This window comes from Phytobacter sp. V69 (assembly GCF_965644215.1).
Lineage (GTDB): Bacteria > Pseudomonadota > Gammaproteobacteria > Enterobacterales > Enterobacteriaceae > Phytobacter.
The window spans coordinates 1-21,964 of sequence record NZ_CBFFRL010000080.1; the positions used below are offsets into that span (position 1 = coordinate 1).

Below are 21,964 nucleotides of genomic sequence, written 5' to 3' on the forward strand. Positions count from 1 at the left end.
TTTATTATCGAGTTCGGTGACCGCCTGGACGGTCACTTCTGAGAAAAGGCATTTACACAGAATCGTGTACAGGGTCAGGCAGAACCTTACTTAAGCCCGCTCACCAGCGCTTTACGGTTGCCTTCCAGCGACACTACGCGGCTGCACACGTCTTTACCGAACTGCTGGAAATCCGCTTCCTGGTTTTTCCACTCGTTCTGGATGGCGGTCTGTAAACCACCGAGGCTACCGAGCACGCCCTGCAGCGGGTTGCCGCCGCCTTTGAGCACCGCTTTGGCGCCCATCTCGTTAATACTGTCCTGCAGAATACCGCCCATCGCCTGGTTCACCAGCTGTTGACCATTAGCCTGCACGTCATCAACCGCTTTGTAGTGGAACGTCAGACCATCGCTGCGATGTTCGATAATTTTATTCATCTGCTCTTTAAGCTGAGCATCCAGCTTTGTCAGGCGACCGCGCATATTGCTGCTCTCGCCCACTTCCTTGACGATAATTTGATCCAGCGCCACGCGGCTTTTTTCGACCCGAGTACGTGCGCCTTCGTCAATCCATGGCAACGCGCTGCGCAATTCAGACTGGTAATCCTTTGCCTGCTCGCGCTGTGCGGCACTCAGCGAATATTGTTTACCGTTGAACGTCACGTTACCTTCCGGCGTTAACACCAGATTGCCGTTCTCGCCTTTCACCTGTACGGTTTGCGGGCTTAAAATCACATCATCACGCGGGTTCACGCTACATTTGTAATCCGCATTCGCGGCGAAAGCCGTTGCCGTCAGCACTACCGCCAGTAGCGTCTTGCGCATCATAACCACTCCTGTAGAGACAAAACGGGCCGGCATTTGCCGACCCTGTCATTGTTAGTCCCACCAAATATCGAAAAGTTCGCTGACGCTAACCTCTTCGAATTTGTGTTCCTCAAGCCACTTACGAATCAGCACCTGATCCTCTTCGGTGCAGTGGCCAATGTTGGGTTTGCAGACCAGACCTTCCCACGCCAGGAAGCCGCTACCGCCAAAGATCCGGCCATTAGCTTCAACCGCTTCGCTGATAAATTCATCCACCAGCTTATCAATCTGTTCTTCGGTGGTGCCTTCCGGAAAACGCCATTTGACGGAAAAACCGATCTCCTGGAATTCGTCAATGTGCATCTTCTTACGCAGACGACGACTACGGTTCTTTGCCATTATTTTACCCTCTCGAACATTAAGTCCCATACGCCGTGGCCAAGACGATGACCACGTTGTTCAAATTTGGTTACCGGGCGCGAATCCGGGCGCGGCACATAATCTTTTGTCGACGACAGGTTCTGATAGCCATCAATAGAGGACATGACTTCCAGCATGTGCTCTGCGTAGGCTTCCCAGTCTGTCGCCATGTGAAACACGCCGCCCAGTTTCAGCTTGCTCTTCACCAGTTCAGCAAACGGCACCTGAACGATACGGCGCTTATTATGACGTGCTTTATGCCATGGGTCAGGGAAAAAGAGCTGAACCATGTTTAAGGAATTGTCAGGAATCATTTTGTGCAACACTTCTACCGCGTCGTGGCACATCACGCGCAGGTTCTCAACGCCCTCTTCATGCGCGGTAGACAGGCAGGCACCCACGCCCGGTGAGTGCACTTCGATACCCAAGAAGTTCTGCTCAGGACGGGACTTCGCCATTGTGACCAGCGATGCACCCATCCCAAAGCCAATCTCCAGCGTGACCGGCCCGGTATTGCCAAACAGGGCGGCAAAGTCGAGCGGCTGCTCAGCAAACTCAACGCCCATCACCGGCCAGTAATTATCAAGCGCGTGCTGTTGCCCTTTGGTCAGGCGGCCCTGGCGGCGGACAAAGCTGCGGATACGGCGCAGCGGGCGGCCGTTTTCATCAAATTCTGGTGAGATGACGTCGTTATTCATAAAAAAGTCTGCTTGTGAGAGTGTTCAGGAAACGGGCATTATCCAAAGTTCGATACAGTATGCAAGATGAAAGCACCGGAAAGTTCCGGTTTACACCTTCATGCCGCTGTGCTGCAATCAGCCCCCCAAATAATGCGATGTTGGTGACCATGCAAGCGTCTCAATTTTCAGCCCAGGTTCTGGACTGGTACGACAAATACGGGCGCAAAACCCTGCCCTGGCAAATTGAAAAAACGCCTTACAAAGTATGGCTATCCGAAGTGATGTTGCAACAAACCCAGGTTGCAACCGTCATCCCTTATTTTGAGCGTTTTATGGCGCGGTTTCCCACCGTCACCGATCTGGCGAACGCCCCGCTTGATGAAGTGCTGCATCTATGGACCGGGCTTGGCTACTACGCCCGCGCGCGCAACCTGCACAAGGCGGCAAAACAGGTCGCCGAAGTTCACGGCGGCGTCTTCCCGCAAACCTTTGACGAGGTTGCCGCCCTGCCGGGCGTGGGGCGTTCCACCGCCGGGGCCATTTTGTCCCTTTCGCTGGGCAAACATTTCCCGATCCTCGACGGCAACGTAAAACGCGTGCTGGCTCGCTGCTATGCGGTTGACGGCTGGCCGGGTAAAAAAGACGTTGAGAAGCGTTTATGGGGCATTGCTGAAGATGTCACCCCGGCTAAAGGCGTAGAGCGCTTTAACCAGGCGATGATGGATTTAGGGGCGATGGTCTGCACGCGCTCGAAGCCCAAGTGCGAGCTTTGTCCGGTACAAAGCGGCTGCATTGCGTACGCCAACCACAGCTGGACGAAGTATCCCGGTAAAAAGCCGAAGCAGACGCTGCCGGAACGCACCGCGTATTTCCTGTTGATGCAAGATGGCGATCAGGTCTTCCTGCAACAGCGTCCACCGGTTGGGCTGTGGGGCGGATTGTTCTGTTTCCCGCAGTTTGAAGATGAAGACGCGTTACATGACTGGCTGGCGCAACGTCAGATTAAGGCCGATAATCTCAGCCAACTTATTGCCTTTCGCCACACATTCAGCCATTTCCACCTGGATATTGTGCCTATGTGGCTTACCGTGTCCTCGTTCAGTTCTTGCATGGATGAAGGTGCAGGTCTTTGGTATAACTTAGCGCAGCCGCCGTCAGTGGGCCTGGCAGCCCCCGTGGAGCGTCTGTTACAACAATTACGTATCGGCGTGGCGATTTAACGCCGCGCAGAGTAAAGAGGACTATTTATGAGCCGAACTATTTTCTGTACCTTCCTGCAACGCGACGCAGACAGACAAGACTTCCAGCTCTATCCGGGCGATCTGGGTAAGCGCATTTACAACGAGATCTCCAAAGAAGCCTGGTCCCAGTGGCAGAAAAAGCAGACGATGCTGATCAACGAAAAGAAACTGAACATGATGAACGTTGAGCATCGCAAGCTGCTGGAACAGGAGATGGTCAACTTCCTGTTCGAAGGCAAAGACGTCCATATTGAAGGCTATACGCCGGAAGAGAAAAAGTAAGTTCATGACCGCAGCACTGTTAACCCTTCGTCTGCGGCCTGAATTCAGGGTCATTTGTACAACTAACAACACTTCCGGAATGATGAGAAAATTTTTAGCGCTAGCGATCATTGCGCCGTTGCTTGTTTCTTGTTCCAGCTCAGATAAAAAAGGCGATACCTATAACGAAGCCTGGGTTAAAGACACCAACGGTTTTGACATTCTGATGGGGCAGTTTGCCCACAATATCGAGAATTTATGGGGGTTTAGCGAAGTACTGATTGCCGGACCTAAAGATTACGTAAAATATACCGACCAGTATCAGACCCGAAGCCACATCAACTTCGACGAAGGCACCATCACCGTCGAAACCATCGCCGGCACCGATCCTGCGGCACATTTACGCCAGGCCATTATCAAAACCCTGCTGATGGGTGACGATCCGGGCTCCATCGACCTCTATTCCGACGCCGATGATATCCAAATTTCCAAAGAGCCGTTCCTTTATGGCCAGGTGGTGGATAACACAGGACAGCCGATTCGCTGGATGGGGCGCGCAACGTCCTTTGCGGATTACCTGCTGAAAACGCGGCTGCAAAAGCGCAGCGTCGGGCTGAAAATCATCTACAGCGTGACGTTCAATCTGGTGCCAAACCACCTGGATAAACGCGCCCATAAATATGTCGGCATGGTCCATCAGGCATCCCGTCGCTATGGCGTTGACGAGTCGCTGATTCTGGCGATTATGCAGACCGAATCGTCCTTTAACCCGTATGCGGTGAGCCGTTCCGACGCGCTGGGGCTAATGCAGGTGGTGCAGCATAGCGCCGGGCGCGACGTGTTCCGCTCGCAGGGCAAATCGGGCACCCCAAGCCGCAGCTATCTGTTCGATCCGGAAAGCAACATTGATACCGGCACCGCCTATCTGGCGATGCTGAATAATGTCTATCTCTCTGGCATTTCCAACCCGACGTCACGCCGCTATGCGGTGATCACCGCCTACAACGGCGGCGCGGGCAGCGTCCTGCGCGTTTTCTCGAGCGACAAAGTGCAGGCGGCGAACATCATCAACACGATGGCACCGGGCGACGTCTATTCCACCCTGACCACGCAACACCCTTCTGCGGAGTCGCGTAACTATCTCTATAAAGTGAACACGGCGCAAAAAAGCTACCGCCGCACGAAGTAAGCTGTGGCTTATCCCCTTTCGGTTTCGGCCGGAAGGGGATAAGAAATCCCTTTGAGCGCCGTCGTCTCGCAGACACAAATGTGATGCACGTCACTATATACAACTGCAACCATATCAAGTTTGCATTTATATGTCGGATGTAACAATCTCGCGTTAAGTTCGATGATAGAATCGCCTCACATAACAACAGTAATTGTCTTAATTCCAACATCTATACCCTAAATAATTCGAGTTGCAGGAAGGCGGCAACGCAGCGAATCCCCATGAGCTTACTCTGGTAAGTGACTGAGGTGAGTGAGGACAAACTGGCGTAGCCAGTTTGAACAGCGCTTGCGCTGGCCCCGAAGGGGCGAGGCCAAAGGCCGAGTAAAGCCAACGCACATGCAGCCTGAAATATGACGGGAATATCAGACTCCTTTGGTGAGGAAACTAACATGAATCTTAAGCTGCAGCTTAAAGTGATTATCTTCCTGCAGTTCTGCCTGTGGGGAAGCTGGCTGACCACGCTCGGCTCCTATATGTTCGTCACCCTGAAATTCCAGGGTGCGGAAATTGGTGCGGTCTACAGCTCCCTGGGTATTGCCTCGGTCTTTATGCCAGCGTTGCTGGGTATCGTGGCTGACAAATGGCTGAGCGCGAAATGGGTTTATGCTCTCTGCCACCTGATTGGCGCCATCACCCTGTTTATTGCCGCAGGCGTCACCACGCCGGGCGCTATGTTTGCCGTTATTCTGCTTAACTCGCTGGCCTATATGCCAACGCTGGGTCTGGTGAACACCATCTCCTACGCGCGCTTGCAGAACGCCGGTTACGACATCGTTGCGGACTTCCCGCCAATTCGTATCTGGGGCACTATCGGCTTTATCCTCGCCATGTGGGCCGTAAGCTTCTCTGGCTTCGAACTGAGCCATATGCAGCTTTACATCGGTGCTGCACTCTCCCTGGTATTGAGCCTGTTCTCCCTGACCCTGCCGCACATGCCGGTGCAGAAAACCCAGAAGAATCAGACCTGGGTGGAAATGCTGGGCCTGAACGCCTTTGCGCTGTTCAAAAACAAACGCATGGCGATCTTCTTCATCTTCTCCATGCTGCTGGGCGCAGAGCTGCAAATTACCAATATGTTTGGTAACACCTTCCTGCACAGCTTCGATGCCAACCCGCTGTTCGCGAATAGCTTTATCGTGACCCACGCGTCGGTACTGATGTCCATTTCGCAGATTTCTGAAACCGTCTTTATCCTGGCGATTCCGTTCTTCCTGGGCCGTTACGGCATCAAGAACGTGATGCTGATGAGTATCGTTGCCTGGATGCTGCGTTTCGGCCTGTTCGCTTACGGCGACCCGACCCCGTTCGGCACCGTGCTGCTGGTGCTCTCCATGATTGTTTACGGTTGTGCGTTCGACTTCTTCAACATCTCCGGTTCCGTATTCGTAGAGAAAGAAGTGAACCCGGCTATCCGTGCCAGTGCGCAGGGTATGCTGCTGATGATGACCAACGGCTTCGGCTGTATCCTCGGCGGTATGGCGAGCGGTAAAGTGGTTGAGATGTACACCGTAGCAGGTGCAACCGACTGGAAAACCGTGTGGCTGATTTTTGCCGGTTACTCCGTGGTTCTGGCCTTTGCGTTTATGGCACTGTTCAAATACAAACATGTTCCGCAAACGGCTGGCGTTGCGCAGAAAGCGTAAGCCTGACTGATTTAATGCCTGCCCGGTGTACGTTATGCCACCGGGCTTTTTTATGGCTGGCAATTAGCGTTTTCCGCTATCCCAGCGTCGCCAGCACGTAAGAAACCGCCAGCAAATCTGCACTGCCGCCGGGGCTGAGGTTACGGCTGATGAAGGCTTTATCCATCTCCTGCAAACACGCAATGTTCCAGCCGTTTTTCAGCAGCGTCTGCGCGTAATCCTGCACATAACACAGCCCGTCGATACCGCCGCGGGAGACCAGATTGCTGTCAGGATTGAGCGCCATTAAGCGCAGCAAAGCATGGTGAAAACGCCGTTCACCCGACTCCTGATACCAGTGCGGTAAGACGTGTTGTCGCACCGTGGGAAAACCCAGCTCCGCCTCACCGCGCGCACCTGTCAGGCCAAACTGTTGATACTGTTTTTCACCCGCCGTTGTCGCATGGGTGCGGGAAGCCAGCTCGCGTGCCACCAGCCCTTTGCAGATCTCGGCCACCTGCTGACAGACAGACTCCGCGCAGACCAGCCGATTCTGGCCGCGTAAACGCCCTGCCGCAAAGCAGATCAGCCCCAGCGAGAAGATGCCGCTTTTATGGGTATTCACACCGTCGGTCGCCTCGAACATCGCCTGCTCGCAGGCCATTCCTGCCGGGCGCAGTAAGCGCAGCTGTTCGCTGGCGGGTTTGAACGCATGCTCAAAACCGGCTTTTTCGAATACGCGAAACCAGGGGGCGATGGCATTGATACTGCGCAAGAACAGCGCGTGATCCATATCGTTATGCGAACCGTTGTTCGCCATATCCACCAGCCCCGGTTTGGGGGTGAGATTTAATTCAAGACGCAGCGCCGTTGCCGCCAGCGCCCAGACATCAAAGCGGGCAAGTTTAGTCGCGAGCGAACCAGCCATCGATCAGGGTCTCCACGCGTGACACGACCTCTTCCATGGGATGACGGCGCGAACGGGCGCAACCGTGAGCAGGCTCATCGCACACCAGGCAGCGCCGGGTGCTGAGATCCAGAGACTGACGCCCCACCTGGCCGTTTTTCGGGCAGATCACATCAAAATCCCAAAGTCTGCCGAGCGGATGCGTCTGCTCCAGCTCAATACACTGGGCTTTGATTTCCGCCGCCGCATGGTCAACACACCATAGCGCTTCCGCACCGGTCGGCAGCCACAGCACCTGACGGTCCAGCACCGGCCAGTGGTTCTGCCACAGCAACTGGTCGCACGCCTGTAGCGCCACGCCCATGGTATTGCGGTAACGGATACTGTCTTTCTGTGCGCCGGGGGTCACCAGCGTCAGGGAGATAACCGGATGATGATAATGAGTGAGCCAGTCAGCCTGACGCGCCGCGCGGTTTTCTTTCGCCGTCAGCAGCGCTTCAAGGCTGACACCCGCTCTTACGGGCGTCAGTAATGTCATTAGATGTTCTCCTTCACCTGATGGACAACGTCAATCACGCTGCCATCACGATAGCGAATGACCCCAACGATGCGGTCGGTGAATTCAATCGGTTTTGGTGCGCCGGTGAGGGAAATCGCACGTTCATAAAGTGCTTCGATATCCACCACCTTCAGGCCCGCTTCCAGCAGGCGCTCGCGGATTTCCGGGCGTGCCGGGTTCACCGCGATGCCATGATCGGTGACCAGCACATCAATGCTTTCGCCCGGGGTCAGCAGCGTGGTCACACGTTTCACCACGGTCGGAATGCGGGTACGCAGCAAAGGGGCAACGACGATGGTCAGGTTAGCGGAGGCCGCCACATCGCAGTGGCCGCCGGAGGCGCCGCGCATTACGCCGTCAGAGCCGGTAATCACGTTGACGTTAAAGTCGACGTCAATTTCCAGCGCACTGAGGATCACCACGTCCAGTTGGTCACAACAGGCGGCTTTGCTGCCCGGGTTGGCATAGACGTTAGTGGAGATTTCCACGTGGTTCGGGTTACGCGCCAGAGAGCCCGCAGCTTCGCTGTCAAAGCACTGGGTATCCAGCAGTTTCGCCACCAGCCCTTTTTCATGCAGAGAAACCAGCCCGCCGGTAATACCGCCAAGGGCGAAGCTCGCCTTCACGCCGCTGCGCTCCATCTTCTCTTCCATAAAGCGCGTGCAGGCCGTCGCCGCCGCCCCGGAACCGGTCTGCATGGAGAAGCCGTTTTTGAAGTAGCCGGAGTGCTCGATGACATCGGCCGCATAGCGGGCAATCATCAGTTCACGCGGGTTGCTGGTCACCCGGGCTGCACCAACGCTGATTTTCGCCGGGTCACCCACGCTCTCGACCTGCACGATGTAATCCACCTGATCCTGCACCAGGCTGGCTGGCATGTTCGGGAACGGCACCAGCTCTTCGGTCAGCAGCACCACTTTGTGAGCGAACTGCGCGTCGACCATCGCGTAACCCAATGAACCGCAGGCGGATTTCCCCTGGGTGCCGTTGGCGTTACCAAACTCGTCGCTGCACGGTACGCCGAGGAAAGCGACGTCAATGTTCAGCTCGCCGTCCTGTAGCAATTTCACGCGGCCACCGTGGGAGTGGATCTGTACCGGCTCTTTCATCAGGCCGTGGGAAATCGCATCCGCCAGCTTGCCGCGCATCCCGGAGGTGTAGATACGGGTGATCACGCCATTCTGAATGTGCTCAATCAGGCTGTCGTTACAGGTCATCAGCGAACTGGAGGCTAGCGTCAGGTCTTTAAAACCCAGACGCGCCAGGGTCGCCACGACGTTGTTAATCACCCGGTCGCCTTCACGAAACGCGTGATGGAACGAAATGGTCATCCCGTCTTTCAGGCCGCTACGGGCAATGGCGTCTTCAAGAGTGGCGCACAGTTTACGGTTATGTTTGCTTTCGACATCGGCAAGCCAGGGCGTTGCGCTGTGGGCCGTATCAAACGGTTTTAAATCGCGCAGATGCGGAAAGTTAACGTGGAGAAGCTCTGTCTGATTCATTGTTCTGTCCTTACCGACGCACGCCGGACGCAGCGGCACGTTCGAGTACAACCTGCGCGTGGTTAATGATGGGGCCGTCGATCATTTTGCCGTTCAGCGAGACCACGCCGAGCCCGTTACGTTCGCCCTCTTCTGCGGCTTCAATCACGCGTTTGGCGTGATCCACTTCCTGCTGGGTTGGTGCATACGCGTTGTGCAGCAGATCGATCTGACGCGGGTTGATCAGCGACTTACCGTTAAAGCCCATTTTGCGGATCAGGTCGACTTCACGCAGGAAGCCTGCTTCGTCGTTCAAATCGGACCACACCACGTCAAAGGCATCGATGCCGGCGGCGCGTGCGGCGTGCAGTACGGCACAACGGGCGTAGAACAGTTCGGTACCGTCGCCGCGTTCTGTTTGCATGTCCATCACGTAGTCGAACGCCGCCAGCGCAATACCGATCAGGCGCTGGGAACTGCGGGCAATCGCCACGGCGTTGATTACGCCGACCGCAGACTCGATCGCCGCCATCACGCGGGTCGATCCCAGTTCACGACCGCATTCCATTTCAATGCGTTCGAGGTGGCGTTCCAGCTCGTAGATATCTTCCGGCGTGTCGGTCTTTGGCAGACGAACGACGTCTACACCAGCACGGACCACGGCTTCCAGATCTTTCAGACCAAACGGGGTATTCAGCGGGTTGATGCGCACCACGGTTTCGATGTCTTTGTACATCGGGTGTTGCAGGGCGTGGAACACCAGCACGCGGGCAGTATCTTTTTCACGCAGAGCGACCGCATCTTCCAGATCGAACATGATGGAGTCTGGTCGGTAGATAAAGGCGGTGGAGAGCATGGCGGCATTGGCGCCGGGGAGAAACAGCTTGCTACGACGGAGCTTTTTCATAGCAGTTTCTCCCAGTTAATATTGTCACTGTCGCTGGCACGCAGAATGGCGCTTTGCAGACGGGCACGGATAACGCAATCCAGCGCACCTTTGTCTTCGATAATGATGACGCCCTGGTAGACATCCATATTACGGAGCGTGGTGGCTACGACCTGACGAATCTGGTCGCCGAATTGCTTAATCACTTCACTGTGGATGACGATGTCCAGCTCACCTTCGGCAGGGGCTATTTTCACCATCAGGTCGCTGGATTCCATGGTCCCGGCCAGCGCCTCCCTAACAATTTTCATATTTTATGTCCTGAGTTTTTTAAGCGACTTCCGCGCTGTAGTGCGATTCAAGGTGCGCGAAAGTGGTATCCGGTACGATTTCCCGAATACGGGAAAACTGCTGCGTTTTCAGTAAACGCCGAACTTCCGAGGCTGAAATGGCGTTGCCCGTCGCTTTGATACGCGGGATCTCAACCACCTCAACGGCTCCCGCCAGCAGGCTGTGCATGGTCTGGTTGTACTGACGGGTGATATCGCAAAACGGCTCGGATCCGATAAAGCGATGAGTGATGCCCAGCGCGGGCGCAATGTAGTTGCGGAAAATCAGCAGATCGATTTCGCTCCACGCCTGCTGCACTTTCCCGGTCTCTTTAAGGAAATAGGCCGGGAAGGTGGCTCTGGAAATGATGTACTCCGAGCCTTCGTGCACGGTGACATTGGGCAGATGCGCCACGCCCGCTTTCACCATCTTCAGGCGCGCGGTAAACGGGAAAAAGGAGGCATCTTCCTGCACCACGAACACATGTAAGTGATCACAAGAAAATGCGGCCTGCTCCACCAGGTGGCGGTGGCCGAGCGTATAGGGGTTGGCGTTCATCACAATCGCCCCGATACGCTTTCCGGCCACGCGATAAGGCTGCAATGAGCGGCAGTAGCGGCTGATACCAGACGGCGTGTTTTCCATTAACACCGCGTTGTTGCCGCTCTGCGCGATAGGCCAGAATCCGCTGTGCGCAAAGCGCTCCTTGTTACAGGGGCGCGTACACAGAAACAGATGAAAATGGCCCCGAGCCAGCGCCAGATGTTCTACTTCTGCCAGCAAACGTGCGCTGAGGTTTTCACCGCGCAGGGCTTCATCCACCGCAACACATTTGATGACATTGGCGGTCAGGCCCGCACAACCCACCAGCCGGGTACCGGACCAGGCTTCAACGAAGGTCGTGATATCGCTGTCCAGGCCCAGGCCGCTGTCCGCGAGCAACGAGCGGATCTGCATAAAACGCTGCGATCCGCTGGCAACGTCTGCGACGCGAAAATCGATGGGGAGTTGTGCTTGCATGATTTCACCGCTTCCTTAGTGCATCGCCGCCAGTGACTGCTGCATTGGCGCATCCGCGATCACATTGCTGAGATGACCGATGTTTTCGATCTCCACTTCAATGCGATCCCCGGCGTGCATGAACAGCGGCGGGGTGCGTTTTTTGCCGACACCACCCGGTGAACCGGTGATGATCACGTCGCCGGCATTCAGGCGGGTAAAGGTACTGATGTACTCGATAAGCTCTGCCACCTTGTGGATCATGCTGGCGGTATTGTCTTCCTGCACCATGCGGCCATTCAGCCAGGTGCGGATCGCCAGTTGATGCGGGTCAGGGATCTCATCCGCCGTGGTCATCCACGGACCGAATGCACCGGTCTGCCGCCAGTTTTTACCGGCGGTGAACCAGGTGTGCTGCCAGTCACGTGCAGAACCGTCCATGTAGCAGCTGTAACCGGCAACGTGGCTCAATGCTTCTTCGCGGGAGATATCCTCACCGCTTTTACCGATGATCACCGCCAGTTCGCCTTCGTAATCAAATTCGCTGGAATGGCGTGGTTTGAGTACCGGGGTCTGGTGACCCGTTTGTGAATCGGCGAAACGAACGAACAGCGTCGGTGCCGGGTTGTGCTGGTCGAACTCTTTGCGTTTGTCGGCGTAGTTCATGCCGACGCAAAGAATTTTTCCTGGGTTATCAATCACCGGTAAAAATTCCAGTGCATCGAAGCTCAGATCCGATTTTTCACCGGACAACTGCTGGGCTTCATTTAACGCGTCGGCGGCGAGCAGCGATTTCAAATCGCTGTAGCGATCCCCCAGACGACGTCCCAGATCGACCACACCATCCGCTTTCACGATCCCGTAACTACGGATCCCCTGATGGACAAAGCTTGCGAGTTTCATATCAGTTCCTGTAACACATGAATCAGACGAGGAAGTTGCCAAGTACCAGCAGCGATACCGAGACGTTGATTGCGCCACCAATACGGGTAGCAATCTGCGCAAACGGCATAAGGCTCATACGGTTACCTGCAGTGAGAATGGCAACATCCCCGGTGCCACCCTGCCCGCTCTGACAGCAGGAGATGATGGCGACATCAATCGGGTGCATACCGATTTTTTTACCCACGAAGAAGCCAGTGGCAACCAGCGTGGTCACGGTGCTGACGATAACCAACAGGTTCGTCAGGGTGAACGCGTGTACCAGCTCCTGCCACGGGGTGATAGCCACGCCGACAGCAAAGAGGATTGGGTAGGTCACGGAAGTCTGGAAGAATTTGTAAACGACCTGAGAACCTTCGAGGATTTTCGGCGATACGCCGTGAACCAGTTTGACCAGCACCGCCATGAACAGCATGCCAACCGGCGCAGGCAGACCAATCAGTTTGTGGCCCAGCATACCCAGCATGTACAGCAGTACCGCCAGCAGCGCACCGGAAGCAATGGTGGTCACGTCTGCTTTACCGCTGAACGCAGGCGCAGCAGGGGCCGCTTTTTCATCGGTATTCGCACGGTCAGGCATCAACTGGCCTTCACCGGTCAGGTGCGGGAAGCGTTTACCCAGTTGGTTCAGGCAGCCAGAGATAATGATGGCAGTCAGACCACCGAGCATCACCATCGGCAGTACGCGACCGAGCGCAACACCCTGATCCATATGTAGAATAGTGGCATAACCGATAGAGAGCGGAATCGCACCTTCACCGACACCACCCGCCATGATCGGCAGAATAATAAAGAAGAAGATCTGGAACGGTTCGAGACCGAGCAGCATACCAACGCCCATCCCCACGATCATGCCGGCAATTTCACCGCACAGCATCGGGAAGAAAATACGCAGGAAGCCCTGAATCAGCGTGGTGCGATTCATGCTCATGATACTGCCCACGATAATGCAGCAGATGTAGAGGTACAGAATGTTGGTGGATTTGTAGAACTTGGTGGTGGACTCAACAACCACATCCGGCAGCAGGCCGTAATAGACCATGGCGGACGGAATGAAGGTGGCGCAAATCGCCGCCGCACCCAGTTTACCTATGATGGGCAGACGCTTACCGAATTCACCACAGGCGAAGCCGAAGAACGCCAGCGTTGCGACCATTACGACGATGTCGCTGGGTAATTTACCACCCAGACAGTCAATGGCGATTAATGCACCAGCCAGAACAAAAAGCGGCAATGGAATAATCCCGACTTTCCAGGTATCCATGATATGCCACCATCTATCTTTTAAAGATGGTTTTTGAATCGACAGCGATTCAGAGGTAATAGAAAAAGAATCGTCAGTTGTGCTCATAATTAAGCCCCTTGGTTATTTTGCAGTGTAAGAGTAAAGGGCCGGTTGTCTACAATATGTGAGGAGCCGCATAATAAAACCGAAGTTTTAATGGCACCTATGGTTTTTATGGTTTCTTTTATTTAGTGTGATTAATGCCGTAATTATTTCCGTGGTTTTTATGGTTTTTTATATAAAAATACAACTTAATAACATTTCCAAAAAAACTTTGTTTCTTTAACGCCGCCAGTCACCGCCTGGTGTGCAAGGGATCACAAGTTTCCAGTAAACTCGCCACCTTCAACGCGAAAGATGTTACATTACTGTTTTTGTTGCTCTGTGCGTACCACACCATGAAAGTCTCTTTCCAGATTAAGCTCTTTATTTCGCTGGTGCTGTTCTTCTCCGGTTTGTTCGTCTTACTGGGTGGTTATTATTATATCGATGTCGGTCGCCAGCTTTATCAGGAAATGAGCACACGAGCAAAAATACAAGCTGAAGAAATAGCGATAATTCCTAATTTACGCAAGTCCGTTGCTGAAAAAGATATTCCGGCGATTGATAAATTTATGCAGCAGGTAGTTGATCGCAGTGATGCCAGCTTTATTGTTATTGGCGATAATAAAGGCATTCACCTGTTTCATTCTGTTTATGATGACCGGGTGGGCACCACCCTGGTCGGTGGTGATAATCAGGAAGTTTTGCAGGGAAAAAGTCTGACCACGATTCGCCAGGGCGGTCTGGGAATATCCCTGCGCAGTAAGGCCCCGATATTTAATGACGCGGGTCAGGTCATCGGTATTGTTTCTGTCGGCTATCTCACCAGCTATCTCGATACCATTACCTTGGGCAAAGCCATCAATATCTTTATTGCCGCCGTACTGTTGCTAGCGGCGCTGTTTATCTTTTCGTGGTTCTTTACCCGCAGTATCAAAAAGCAGATCTTCTCCCTGGAGCCGCGAGAAATTGGCCTGCTGGTGCGTCAGCAAAAAGCGATGATGGAGTCGATTTACGAAGGGGTGATCGCCATCGACCGCAATCTGCGCATCGAGGTAATCAACCAGGCGGCGCGAACCTTGCTTAGCCTGAGTCAGCCCACGCGTGAGCTGCGGGGACAGCTAATCACCGAGGTGATTCCACCGGTGACGTTCTTTTCCCGCAATGCGATGCTGGAAAAAGATACCCACGATGAGATTTGTCGCTTTAACCATGTTACGGTCATTGCCAGTCGCGTGCGCATCATGCTGGAAGATAAGCTGCAGGGCTGGGTGATCACCTTCCGCGACCGCAATGAAATCGACAGCCTCAGCGCTCAGTTGAGCCAGGTGAAGCGCTATGTCGATAACCTGCGCATCATGCGCCACGAGCAGCTTAACCGTATGACGACCCTGTCCGGCCTGCTGCATATGGAGCGTTACGACGAGGCGATACGCTATATTCAGGCCCAATCGGAGCATGCCCAAGAGCTGCTCGATTTTATTTCGTCACGTTTTTATTCTCCTACGCTCTGTGGTTTGCTGCTGGGTAAAGCGGCCCGCGCCAGAGAAAAAGGGGTGGAGCTGGCCTTTGACCCTGGCTGCCAGATGGCGCGCCCGGCGCATCTGCTGGTTGAGGCCGAACTGATATCGATTATTGGCAATCTGTTGGATAACGCTATTGAAGCCACACAACGCGCCGAATTGCCGCACGATCCCGTCGAGGTCCTGATCCTACAAAATGAGCGCGAACTGATTATTGAAGTGGCCGATCGCGGCGTCGGGATCGACCCGGCCATCCGGGATCGCATTTTTGACCGTGGGATGACGACGAAACGCAACGGCGATCATGGCATCGGCCTGTATCTGATCTCCAGCTATGTCACGCAGGTAGGCGGCACCATCGAAGTTTCTGATAACGCGCCGCGCGGAACGATTTTCTCATTATTTATTCCTGAAACGGGTCACGTACAACGCCCCGCTCCGACTCTGGAAGATCAGAATTATGCGACATGAACAGATAGATGTGCTGATAGTAGAAGATGAAAACGAGCTCGCTCAGCTGCATGCGGAGCTTATCAGCAAGCACCCGCATTTGCGTCTGGTGGGCATTGCCACCTCGCTGGCGGACGCGCAGGCGCAGCTCATCAGTAAGCAGCCACAGCTGGTGTTGCTCGATAATTATCTGCCGGACGGCAAAGGGATCACGCTAATTGGCGACCCGATGATCATTCGCGCCAACTGTTCGGTTATCTTCATTACGGCCGCCAGCGATATGGATACCTGTAGCCAGGCCATTCGTAACGGTGCCTTCGACTACATTCTGAAACCGGTGTCGTGGAAGCGTCTGAGTCAGTCGCTGGAGCGTTTTGTGCAGTTCGCCGAGCAGCAAAGGGTGTGGAAGATTGTCGATCAGCAGAACGTGGATTCGCTGTATCAGCTGCAGGCCAAAAATTACCGGCTGGATAGCGGCAGTAAAGGGATTGAGGAGAATACGCTGGCCCGCGTGCAGACGCTGTTTAGCGAATCCGGCGAGCGCTGTTTTTCCGTGGATGAAGTGGTAACGGAGACGGGGCTCAGTTAGACCACCGCCCGCCGCTACCTGGAGCACGGCGTAGAGTCCGGCTTTTTATCGGTCGAGATGCAGTACGGCAAGATTGGTCATCCGCGCCGGATGTACCGGCGTACGGGTGACAGTGTGTAGGGTTTGTGCGCGTTTCCCCCTCACCCTAACCCTCTCCCCAAAGGGGCAAGGGAACGCTTTTCTCCCTCTCCTGAACGTAGCCTGGATTAGCGAAGTGCCATCCGGGATGTTTGCCGTTCATCGCCCCTCCCGGATAGCGGCGTAAACGCCTTATCCGGGCTACCTGTCGCCCTCAAGGGCGAGGGGACCGATCGAGCTCGCTTTTCTCCCTCTCCTGGACGTAGCCCGGATTAGCGAAGCGCCATCCGGGATATTTGCCGTTCATAGCCCCTCCCGGATGGCGGCGTAAACGCCTTATCCGGACTACCTGTCGCCCTCAAGGGCGAGGGGACCGATCGAGCTCGCTTTTCTCCCTCTCCTGGACGTAGCCCGGATTAGCGAAGCGACATCCGGGATATTTGCCGTTCATAGCCCCTCCCGGATAGCGGCGTAAACGCCTTATCCGGGCTACCTGTCGCCCTCAAGGGCGAGGCCGGGGTGAGGGCATCAGACCGCTGAGGACTGCTTCAGCACATTCCCGTACAACCGCTTAATCCCGTCGGCATCCGTCTCGGAGTAAACCCCCTGCAGTTCCGGCGAGAAGCCTGGCAGCAAATTGACGCCCTCTTCCAGTGCCAGGAAGTAGCGTTGCACCGCCCCGCCCCACACTTCGCCCGGTACTACGCACAGCACGCCCGGCGGGTATGGCAGCGCGCCTTCGGCGGCAATGCGCCCTTCGGCCTCGCTGATACGCACCAGATCCACGTTGCCGCGAATATACTCTTGATGGGCATCCTGCGGGTTAACCGCCACGGTCGGGAAGCTCTCCTTACGGAACATCTCTTTTTGCAGATCCTTCACATCAAAACTGACGTACAGGTCATGCATCTCCTGGCACAGCTGGCGGATCGTGTAGTCGCGATAACGCACCGGGTACTTGTTGGAGATGGTCGGCAGAACAGCCGCCAGCGGCGTATCGTCTTCAATATGCTGCTCAAACTGCGATAACATGGCCACCAGATGCGCCATTTTCGCCGTGCTTTCCGCCGGGGTCAGCAGGAACAGAATCGAGTTAAGATCGCATTTTTCCGGCACAATACCGTTCTCGCGCAGGTAGTTGGCAAGGATCGTCGCCGGGATCCCAAACTCCGTGTACTCACCGGTGTGCGCGTCGATCCCTGGCGTAGTCAGCAACAGCTTGCAGGGATCAACAAAGTATTGATCCTGCGCGTAGCCTTCAAAACCGTGCCAGTGGGCGCCCGGCTCAAAGCTAAAGAAGCGACGCTCACGGGCAATGATATCGGTCGGATGATCCTGCCACGGACGCCCGGCGATCACCGGCGGCACAAACGGCTGGATCATTTTGCAATTAGCGATAATCGACTTACGCGCCTCGATCCCCACTTCCACACACTCCGCCCACAGGCGACGACCGCTTTCACCCTGATGGATTTTGGCGTTGATATCGAGCGCCGCGAACAGCGGATAGAACGGGCTGGTTGAGGCGTGCAGCATAAAGGCATTGTTCAGGCGCTTATGCGGGCAGAAACGCGCCTGGCCGCGCAGGTGGTTATCCTTTTTATGGATCTGCGACGTTTGCGAGAAACCGGCCTGCTGCTTATGTACGGACTGGGTAACGAAAATCCCCGGATCGTTTTCGTTGAGCTCCAGCAGCAACGGCGAGGTGTCCGCCATCATCGGAATAAACTGTTCGTAGCCCACCCATGCGGAATCAAACAGGATGTAGTCACACAGGGTGCCGATTTTGTCGATCACCTGGCGGGCGTTATAGATCGTGCCGTCATAGGTGCCGAGCTGGATCACCGCCAGGCGGAACGGGCGCGGCTGATTCGCTTTGTCCGGTGCCACTTCGCAGATCAGTTCGCGCAGGTATTTTTCATCAAAACAGTGATCGTCAATGCCACCGATAAAGCCAAACGGGTTGCGCGAGGCTTCGAGATACACCGGCGTAGCACCCGCCTGGATCAGCGCACCGTGGTGGTTAGATTTGTGGTTGTTACGGTCGAACAGCACCAGATCGCCGCGGGTCAGCAGCGCGTTGGTCACCACTTTGTTAGCCGCAGAGGTACCATTCAACACAAAGTAGGTTTTGTCGGCGTTGAAAACTTTGGCCGCGAATTTCTGCGCATGTTTGGCTGAACCTTCATGAATGAGCAGATCGCCCAGCTTCACATCGGCGTTGCACATGTCGGCACGAAAGACGTTTTCGCCAAAGAAATCATAGAACTGTCGACCCGCCGGATGCTTTTTAAAGAATTCACCGTGCTGATGGCCTGGACACGCGAAGGTGTCGTTTTTCATCTCGACATATTGGCGCAGCGTATCGAAAAACGGCGGCAGCAGATTATCTTCATAGTCACAGGCGGCGGTTTCGAGCTCCAGCCAGTCCTGCTCTTTGCCATTGATCACCGCCGTAACGCCATCAGGCGTTTCATCCGACGTCTGGTCAAATAAGAAAACCGGCACGTTAAAGCCCGTCCGTTTGAGCAAGGCCAGAATGCCGCTACGGCTTTCCGCCAGCGTAATGACGACTGCCGCCACATCCGTAAAATCGGTACTGTCCAGCGTCACCATTTCGCGGTGGGTAGACAGGGTGGAGATCAGCTCGCGGCTGACGGCAATTTTCATTGTTTTCATAAGCACAGATACCCGTTTCAGGGGAAGAAAAGACCCCGGGCAAAGCAAGCGCCTTACCCAACGAACGTGTCTGACTGGAACCCGCTCCGACCGCCAGACATCAGTAAAAGCAGATACACTCTGATTTTAATGTTGTCCTGAAGTGAGCGTACGATAGCCTCACCGCATGGTGAGTGAAGTATGGGATAAAATTGAACGGGTGAACATGCGCAAAAGTACGCGATGAATATGTCTGAGTGATGAAAGTCGTGTCATCCCAGGCAGTCCCGTGAGGTTGAGAAGAAATTTCGCGCAATCATGTCATCATTTTTTCACAGGTGCAACTAACGAAGCGCCAACCAAATGCAACATAATGCAATTGCGTTTTGAATGATTTATCTAACTAATTATATTTAAAAGATAAATAGAATCAGCGCCCGCATTATTGGAGCATAATAATGTGCTTATCTGCGCCATACTATGCAGTTGAGTTCGCAAAACCTCTGGAGAAAAAACTTGTTAACTGGACCTTTTATCAATGCCGCCGCCGTTTTACTGGGGGGAACGATAGGTGCGCTACTGAGCCACCGCCTGCCGGAGCGGGTTCGCTCCTCTATGCCCTCCATTTTTGGCCTGGCGTCGCTGGGTATCGGCATTCTGCTGGTCATTAAATGCGTCAACCTGCCGGTGATGGTGCTGGCCACTCTGGTGGGCACACTGATAGGCGAACTGTGTTATGTGGAGCGCGGCATCAGCGGCCTGGTGAACAGTCTGAGTAAATTAGGGCAAAAGCGCCGTGCAATTAACCATGCCATCGAAACGCACGAATCCTTTATCCAAAGCCTGGTGGCGATCATTATTCTCTTTTGCGCCAGCGGCACCGGGATTTTTGGCGCAATGCGCGAGGGGATGACCGGCGACCCCAGCATCCTGATTGCCAAAGCGTTTCTCGATTTCTTCACGGCGGTAATTTTCGCCACGTCATTAGGTTTCGCCGTGGCGATCATCTCCGTGCCGATGCTTATTATTCAGCTGACGCTCGCCACCTGTGCCACGCTGATTTTGCCGTTAACCACGCCTGCAATGATGGGCGATTTCACCGCCGTCGGCGGGATTTTGCTGCTGGCAACGGGGCTGCGAATTTGTGGTATCAAGATGTTTGCCGTCGCCAATATGCTGCCAGCTCTGGTACTTGCGATGCCGCTTTCAGCCCTGTGGACAGCATTTTTTGCCTGAGTTCACGTGCATCATCTGCAAAGTGGTGATAGATTGTGCAGTCTGCAACGATTTGAAGAAATTTCGTTGACGAGGCGAGGCGAATCGGTTTTAATGCGCCCCGTTGCCCGGATAGCTCAGTCGGTAGAGCAGGGGATTGAAAATCCCCGTGTCCTTGGTTCGATTCCGAGTCCGGGCACCACTTCTTCAGAGCCTGTTCGTTAAGAGATGAGATCCTTAACGGGCAAGACAGTAGTCCCCAGACGGCATGATGATGGTAGTTGTGTTACCGCATCAGTTGAACACGGGACTTAAATCCAGAGGATGTTCCAACCATCCTCTGGATTTCTCACGTCCACAATTTACTTCACGAACGTATTTACCCTCAGATCTTCCCTGTGTCAATCTTTTGTAAAGCAAACATCCCTTTTTTTTCCATTTTTAATTTCATCAACTTAGATTTAACTTAAGATTAGTCTTATGCCGCATCCAGCTCCTCCAGCATGTCCCGGACCTTATCCAGGTCACTTTCAACATACTCCAGCGTGACCGCCGGTGTTGAATGACCCAGCAGGTCCTGTGCCATCTTCAGGTTACGATCCGGCAAACGCATCAGGTTAGTCGCGATGGTGTGTCGGAACCTGTGCGGACTGACTGTAAAACCGCATTCTCGTGAAAGTCGTCTGAAAAACGCACGCAACGGCGGATAATCCATGTTGCTACTGATTTCATTCTTCCGGCCATCAAAGCGAGAAAGATTAAACAACTGGTCCTGCATCTTCGCGCCACGCTCAAGGGAAAGGTTATAGAGCCTTTCAAGTCTGGGTCGTAGGTTTTCAGTAATCGGAACCCGGTGTTCCTTATGGTTCTTGGAACCCTCAGGCCGGAGATTAATCCATCGGTGCTCAAAATTTACATCCTCCAGGCGAATGTGCAGCAGCTGGTTCTGGCGCATTCCTGTTCTCCGCAATGCATCCAGTACCGTTAACCAGAACCATGCTGGCCGTAAGGCGCTTTTTCTTAACTCCATCATACCAGTCCGTTCATCCTCTTCCCTCGCCTGCATGTGCAGATAAATTTTATTCATCTGTACATCAGTCAGTGTTTTTTTGCGTTTGACATCGGGTCGGGTAATTACCCCGTTGAAAGGATTTTCCCTCATCGTTACAAGCCCATTAACGATGGCGTGATTAAATATAGCGCGCATATGCGTCACTTTATTATTCCATGTCGTTCTGCTCAGTCCTTCCTCATGGATAATTTTTCGGCGCCACGTTAAAACCAGCGTTTTATCAACCTGCTCAGGTGAAATACCTTCACCGCTAAAGGAAATGAATGATCTGACTACCTTCCTGTAGCTCCACTCCGTAGCCGGGCGCAAAGATTTACTGAAAAAATAATCATCCAGCACTTGTTCAAATGCATTGTTCATATTCACCTCGTATATTGTTATTCTGACTTAAGCAATAGTATTAATTTCTTCGTGCAAGCCATAAACTGTCCGGTGGACAAGTTCCTTTTCTGTAAATAATGTCAGCGCTCAGCATGTATCCTGACATTTTGGTGTAACGACCGCTTTTGTCCGGCGTGTCGTATTTATGGTAATGCCAGAGGCCTTTACCATTTCGTGAATAATGAACGTTCAGAGCTTCAAAGCTTTTTTGCAACTCCGATTTATCCAGTGACTCATTTGTATTCAGCGGCGGATTCAACTCCGAAGTGCAACGCTAAGCCGCCAATCTTAGCTCTGCAAACACCACAGACGGTTGCCTGAATC

The 21,964-nt window shown here is 54.0% G+C and carries 19 protein-coding genes, 1 tRNA gene and 2 pseudogenes; 8 read left to right on the top strand and 14 right to left on the bottom strand.

The genetic code is table 11. The features are described 5' to 3' along the window. Positions 1–86 precede the first annotated feature (86 nt). The 3 genes from ACSZPU_RS13160 to trmB are packed head-to-tail and all read right to left on the bottom strand — an operon-like array spanning position 87 to position 1,903. Complete coding sequence (locus tag ACSZPU_RS13160; protein WP_498999390.1) at positions 87–806, bottom strand: YggN family protein; 720 nt, start codon at positions 804–806, stop codon at positions 87–89. Between the two features lie 51 nt (positions 807–857). Continuing rightward, positions 858–1,184 carry a YggL family protein gene (locus ACSZPU_RS13165; RefSeq protein ID WP_498999393.1) on the bottom strand — a complete coding sequence of 109 codons (327 nt, stop codon included), beginning with the start codon at positions 1,182–1,184 and terminating at the stop codon, positions 858–860. Then, on the bottom strand, positions 1,184–1,903 hold the full coding sequence (gene trmB / locus ACSZPU_RS13170) for a tRNA (guanosine(46)-N7)-methyltransferase TrmB (RefSeq protein ID WP_498999394.1): 720 nt from the start codon (positions 1,901–1,903) through the stop codon (positions 1,184–1,186). Before trmB ends, ACSZPU_RS13165 begins: the two co-directional genes overlap by 1 nt. 143 nt (positions 1,904–2,046) lie before the next feature. Here trmB and mutY point away from each other — a divergent pair, with 143 nt between their 5' ends. The 4 genes from mutY to ACSZPU_RS13190 all read left to right on the top strand — a co-directional run bounded on the left by mutY (position 2,047) and on the right by ACSZPU_RS13190 (position 6,264). Beyond that, the gene (gene mutY, locus ACSZPU_RS13175) at positions 2,047–3,105 is read left to right on the top strand and encodes an A/G-specific adenine glycosylase (protein WP_498999397.1); all 1,059 of its coding nucleotides are present in this window, start codon (positions 2,047–2,049) and stop codon (positions 3,103–3,105) included. Between the two features lie 27 nt (positions 3,106–3,132). Next, positions 3,133–3,408 (top strand): oxidative damage protection protein, encoded by a 276-nt coding sequence (locus ACSZPU_RS13180; protein ID WP_498999399.1) that lies wholly within the window; start codon positions 3,133–3,135, stop codon positions 3,406–3,408. Between the two features lie 82 nt (positions 3,409–3,490). Continuing rightward, a complete protein-coding gene (gene mltC, locus ACSZPU_RS13185) occupies positions 3,491–4,576 on the top strand; it encodes a membrane-bound lytic murein transglycosylase MltC (RefSeq protein WP_498999402.1) in 1,086 nt (361 codons plus the stop codon). A 434-nt stretch (positions 4,577–5,010) separates the two neighbouring features. Then, a complete protein-coding gene (locus ACSZPU_RS13190) occupies positions 5,011–6,264 on the top strand; it encodes a nucleoside permease (RefSeq protein ID WP_498999404.1) in 1,254 nt (417 codons plus the stop codon). A gap of 76 nt (positions 6,265–6,340) precedes the next feature. On the opposite strand, the gene citG is transcribed toward ACSZPU_RS13190, so the two are convergent. From citG to ACSZPU_RS13230, 8 genes are read right to left on the bottom strand one after another with little or no spacing between them, the layout of a single operon-like run. Then, positions 6,341–7,171, bottom strand: a complete 831-nt coding sequence (gene citG, locus ACSZPU_RS13195; protein WP_498999407.1) for a triphosphoribosyl-dephospho-CoA synthase CitG — start codon at positions 7,169–7,171, stop codon at positions 6,341–6,343. Next, positions 7,149–7,688 (bottom strand): citrate lyase holo-[acyl-carrier protein] synthase, encoded by a 540-nt coding sequence (gene citX, locus ACSZPU_RS13200; RefSeq protein ID WP_047368905.1) that lies wholly within the window; start codon positions 7,686–7,688, stop codon positions 7,149–7,151. Before citX ends, citG begins: the two co-directional genes overlap by 23 nt. Next, the gene (gene citF / locus ACSZPU_RS13205) at positions 7,688–9,211 is read right to left on the bottom strand and encodes a citrate lyase subunit alpha (protein ID WP_498999410.1); all 1,524 of its coding nucleotides are present in this window, start codon (positions 9,209–9,211) and stop codon (positions 7,688–7,690) included. The genes citX and citF overlap by 1 nt, the downstream gene beginning before the upstream one ends. Positions 9,212–9,221: 10 nt before the next feature. Next, positions 9,222–10,097, bottom strand: coding sequence for a citrate (pro-3S)-lyase subunit beta (citE, locus tag ACSZPU_RS13210; RefSeq protein WP_498999413.1), 876 nt, complete (start codon positions 10,095–10,097; stop codon positions 9,222–9,224). Further along, positions 10,094–10,387: a citrate lyase acyl carrier protein gene (citD, locus tag ACSZPU_RS13215; protein ID WP_498999416.1), complete on the bottom strand. Its 294-nt coding sequence runs from the start codon at positions 10,385–10,387 to the stop codon at positions 10,094–10,096. The genes citE and citD overlap by 4 nt, the downstream gene beginning before the upstream one ends. A gap of 19 nt (positions 10,388–10,406) precedes the next feature. Beyond that, a complete protein-coding gene (gene citC / locus ACSZPU_RS13220; RefSeq protein ID WP_498999419.1) occupies positions 10,407–11,426 on the bottom strand; it encodes a [citrate (pro-3S)-lyase] ligase in 1,020 nt (339 codons plus the stop codon). A gap of 15 nt (positions 11,427–11,441) precedes the next feature. After that, positions 11,442–12,308, bottom strand: coding sequence for a fumarylacetoacetate hydrolase family protein (locus tag ACSZPU_RS13225; protein ID WP_498999421.1), 867 nt, complete (start codon positions 12,306–12,308; stop codon positions 11,442–11,444). 22 nt (positions 12,309–12,330) lie between these two features. Then, positions 12,331–13,698, bottom strand: coding sequence for a 2-hydroxycarboxylate transporter family protein (locus tag ACSZPU_RS13230; protein WP_498999423.1), 1,368 nt, complete (start codon positions 13,696–13,698; stop codon positions 12,331–12,333). A 332-nt stretch (positions 13,699–14,030) separates the two neighbouring features. Between ACSZPU_RS13230 and ACSZPU_RS13235 the strand changes: the two genes are divergently transcribed. Both ACSZPU_RS13235 and ACSZPU_RS13240 read left to right on the top strand, forming a co-directional pair. Beyond that, positions 14,031–15,668 carry an ATP-binding protein gene (locus ACSZPU_RS13235; protein ID WP_498999426.1) on the top strand — a complete coding sequence of 546 codons (1,638 nt, stop codon included), beginning with the start codon at positions 14,031–14,033 and terminating at the stop codon, positions 15,666–15,668. Further along, positions 15,658–16,356: pseudogene (locus ACSZPU_RS13240) on the top strand (response regulator). The gene ACSZPU_RS13235 and the pseudogene ACSZPU_RS13240 overlap by 11 nt, the downstream one beginning before the upstream one ends. A gap of 486 nt (positions 16,357–16,842) precedes the next feature. Here ACSZPU_RS13240 and ACSZPU_RS13245 read toward each other — a convergent pair. Continuing rightward, positions 16,843–18,993 (bottom strand): ornithine decarboxylase, encoded by a 2,151-nt coding sequence (locus ACSZPU_RS13245; protein ID WP_498999428.1) that lies wholly within the window; start codon positions 18,991–18,993, stop codon positions 16,843–16,845. A gap of 495 nt (positions 18,994–19,488) precedes the next feature. Between ACSZPU_RS13245 and ACSZPU_RS13250 the strand changes: the two genes are divergently transcribed. After that, the gene (locus tag ACSZPU_RS13250) at positions 19,489–20,208 is read left to right on the top strand and encodes a DUF554 domain-containing protein (protein ID WP_498999431.1); all 720 of its coding nucleotides are present in this window, start codon (positions 19,489–19,491) and stop codon (positions 20,206–20,208) included. 105 nt (positions 20,209–20,313) lie between these two features. Then, a tRNA-Phe gene (locus ACSZPU_RS13255) sits at positions 20,314–20,389 on the top strand. Between the two features lie 276 nt (positions 20,390–20,665). Here ACSZPU_RS13255 and ACSZPU_RS13260 read toward each other — a convergent pair. Both ACSZPU_RS13260 and ACSZPU_RS13265 read right to left on the bottom strand, forming a co-directional pair. Then, complete coding sequence (locus ACSZPU_RS13260) at positions 20,666–21,619, bottom strand: tyrosine-type recombinase/integrase (RefSeq protein WP_042999152.1); 954 nt, start codon at positions 21,617–21,619, stop codon at positions 20,666–20,668. A 40-nt stretch (positions 21,620–21,659) separates the two neighbouring features. Continuing rightward, positions 21,660–21,866: pseudogene (locus ACSZPU_RS13265) on the bottom strand (hypothetical protein); the annotation flags it as partial. Positions 21,867–21,964 lie beyond the last annotated feature (98 nt).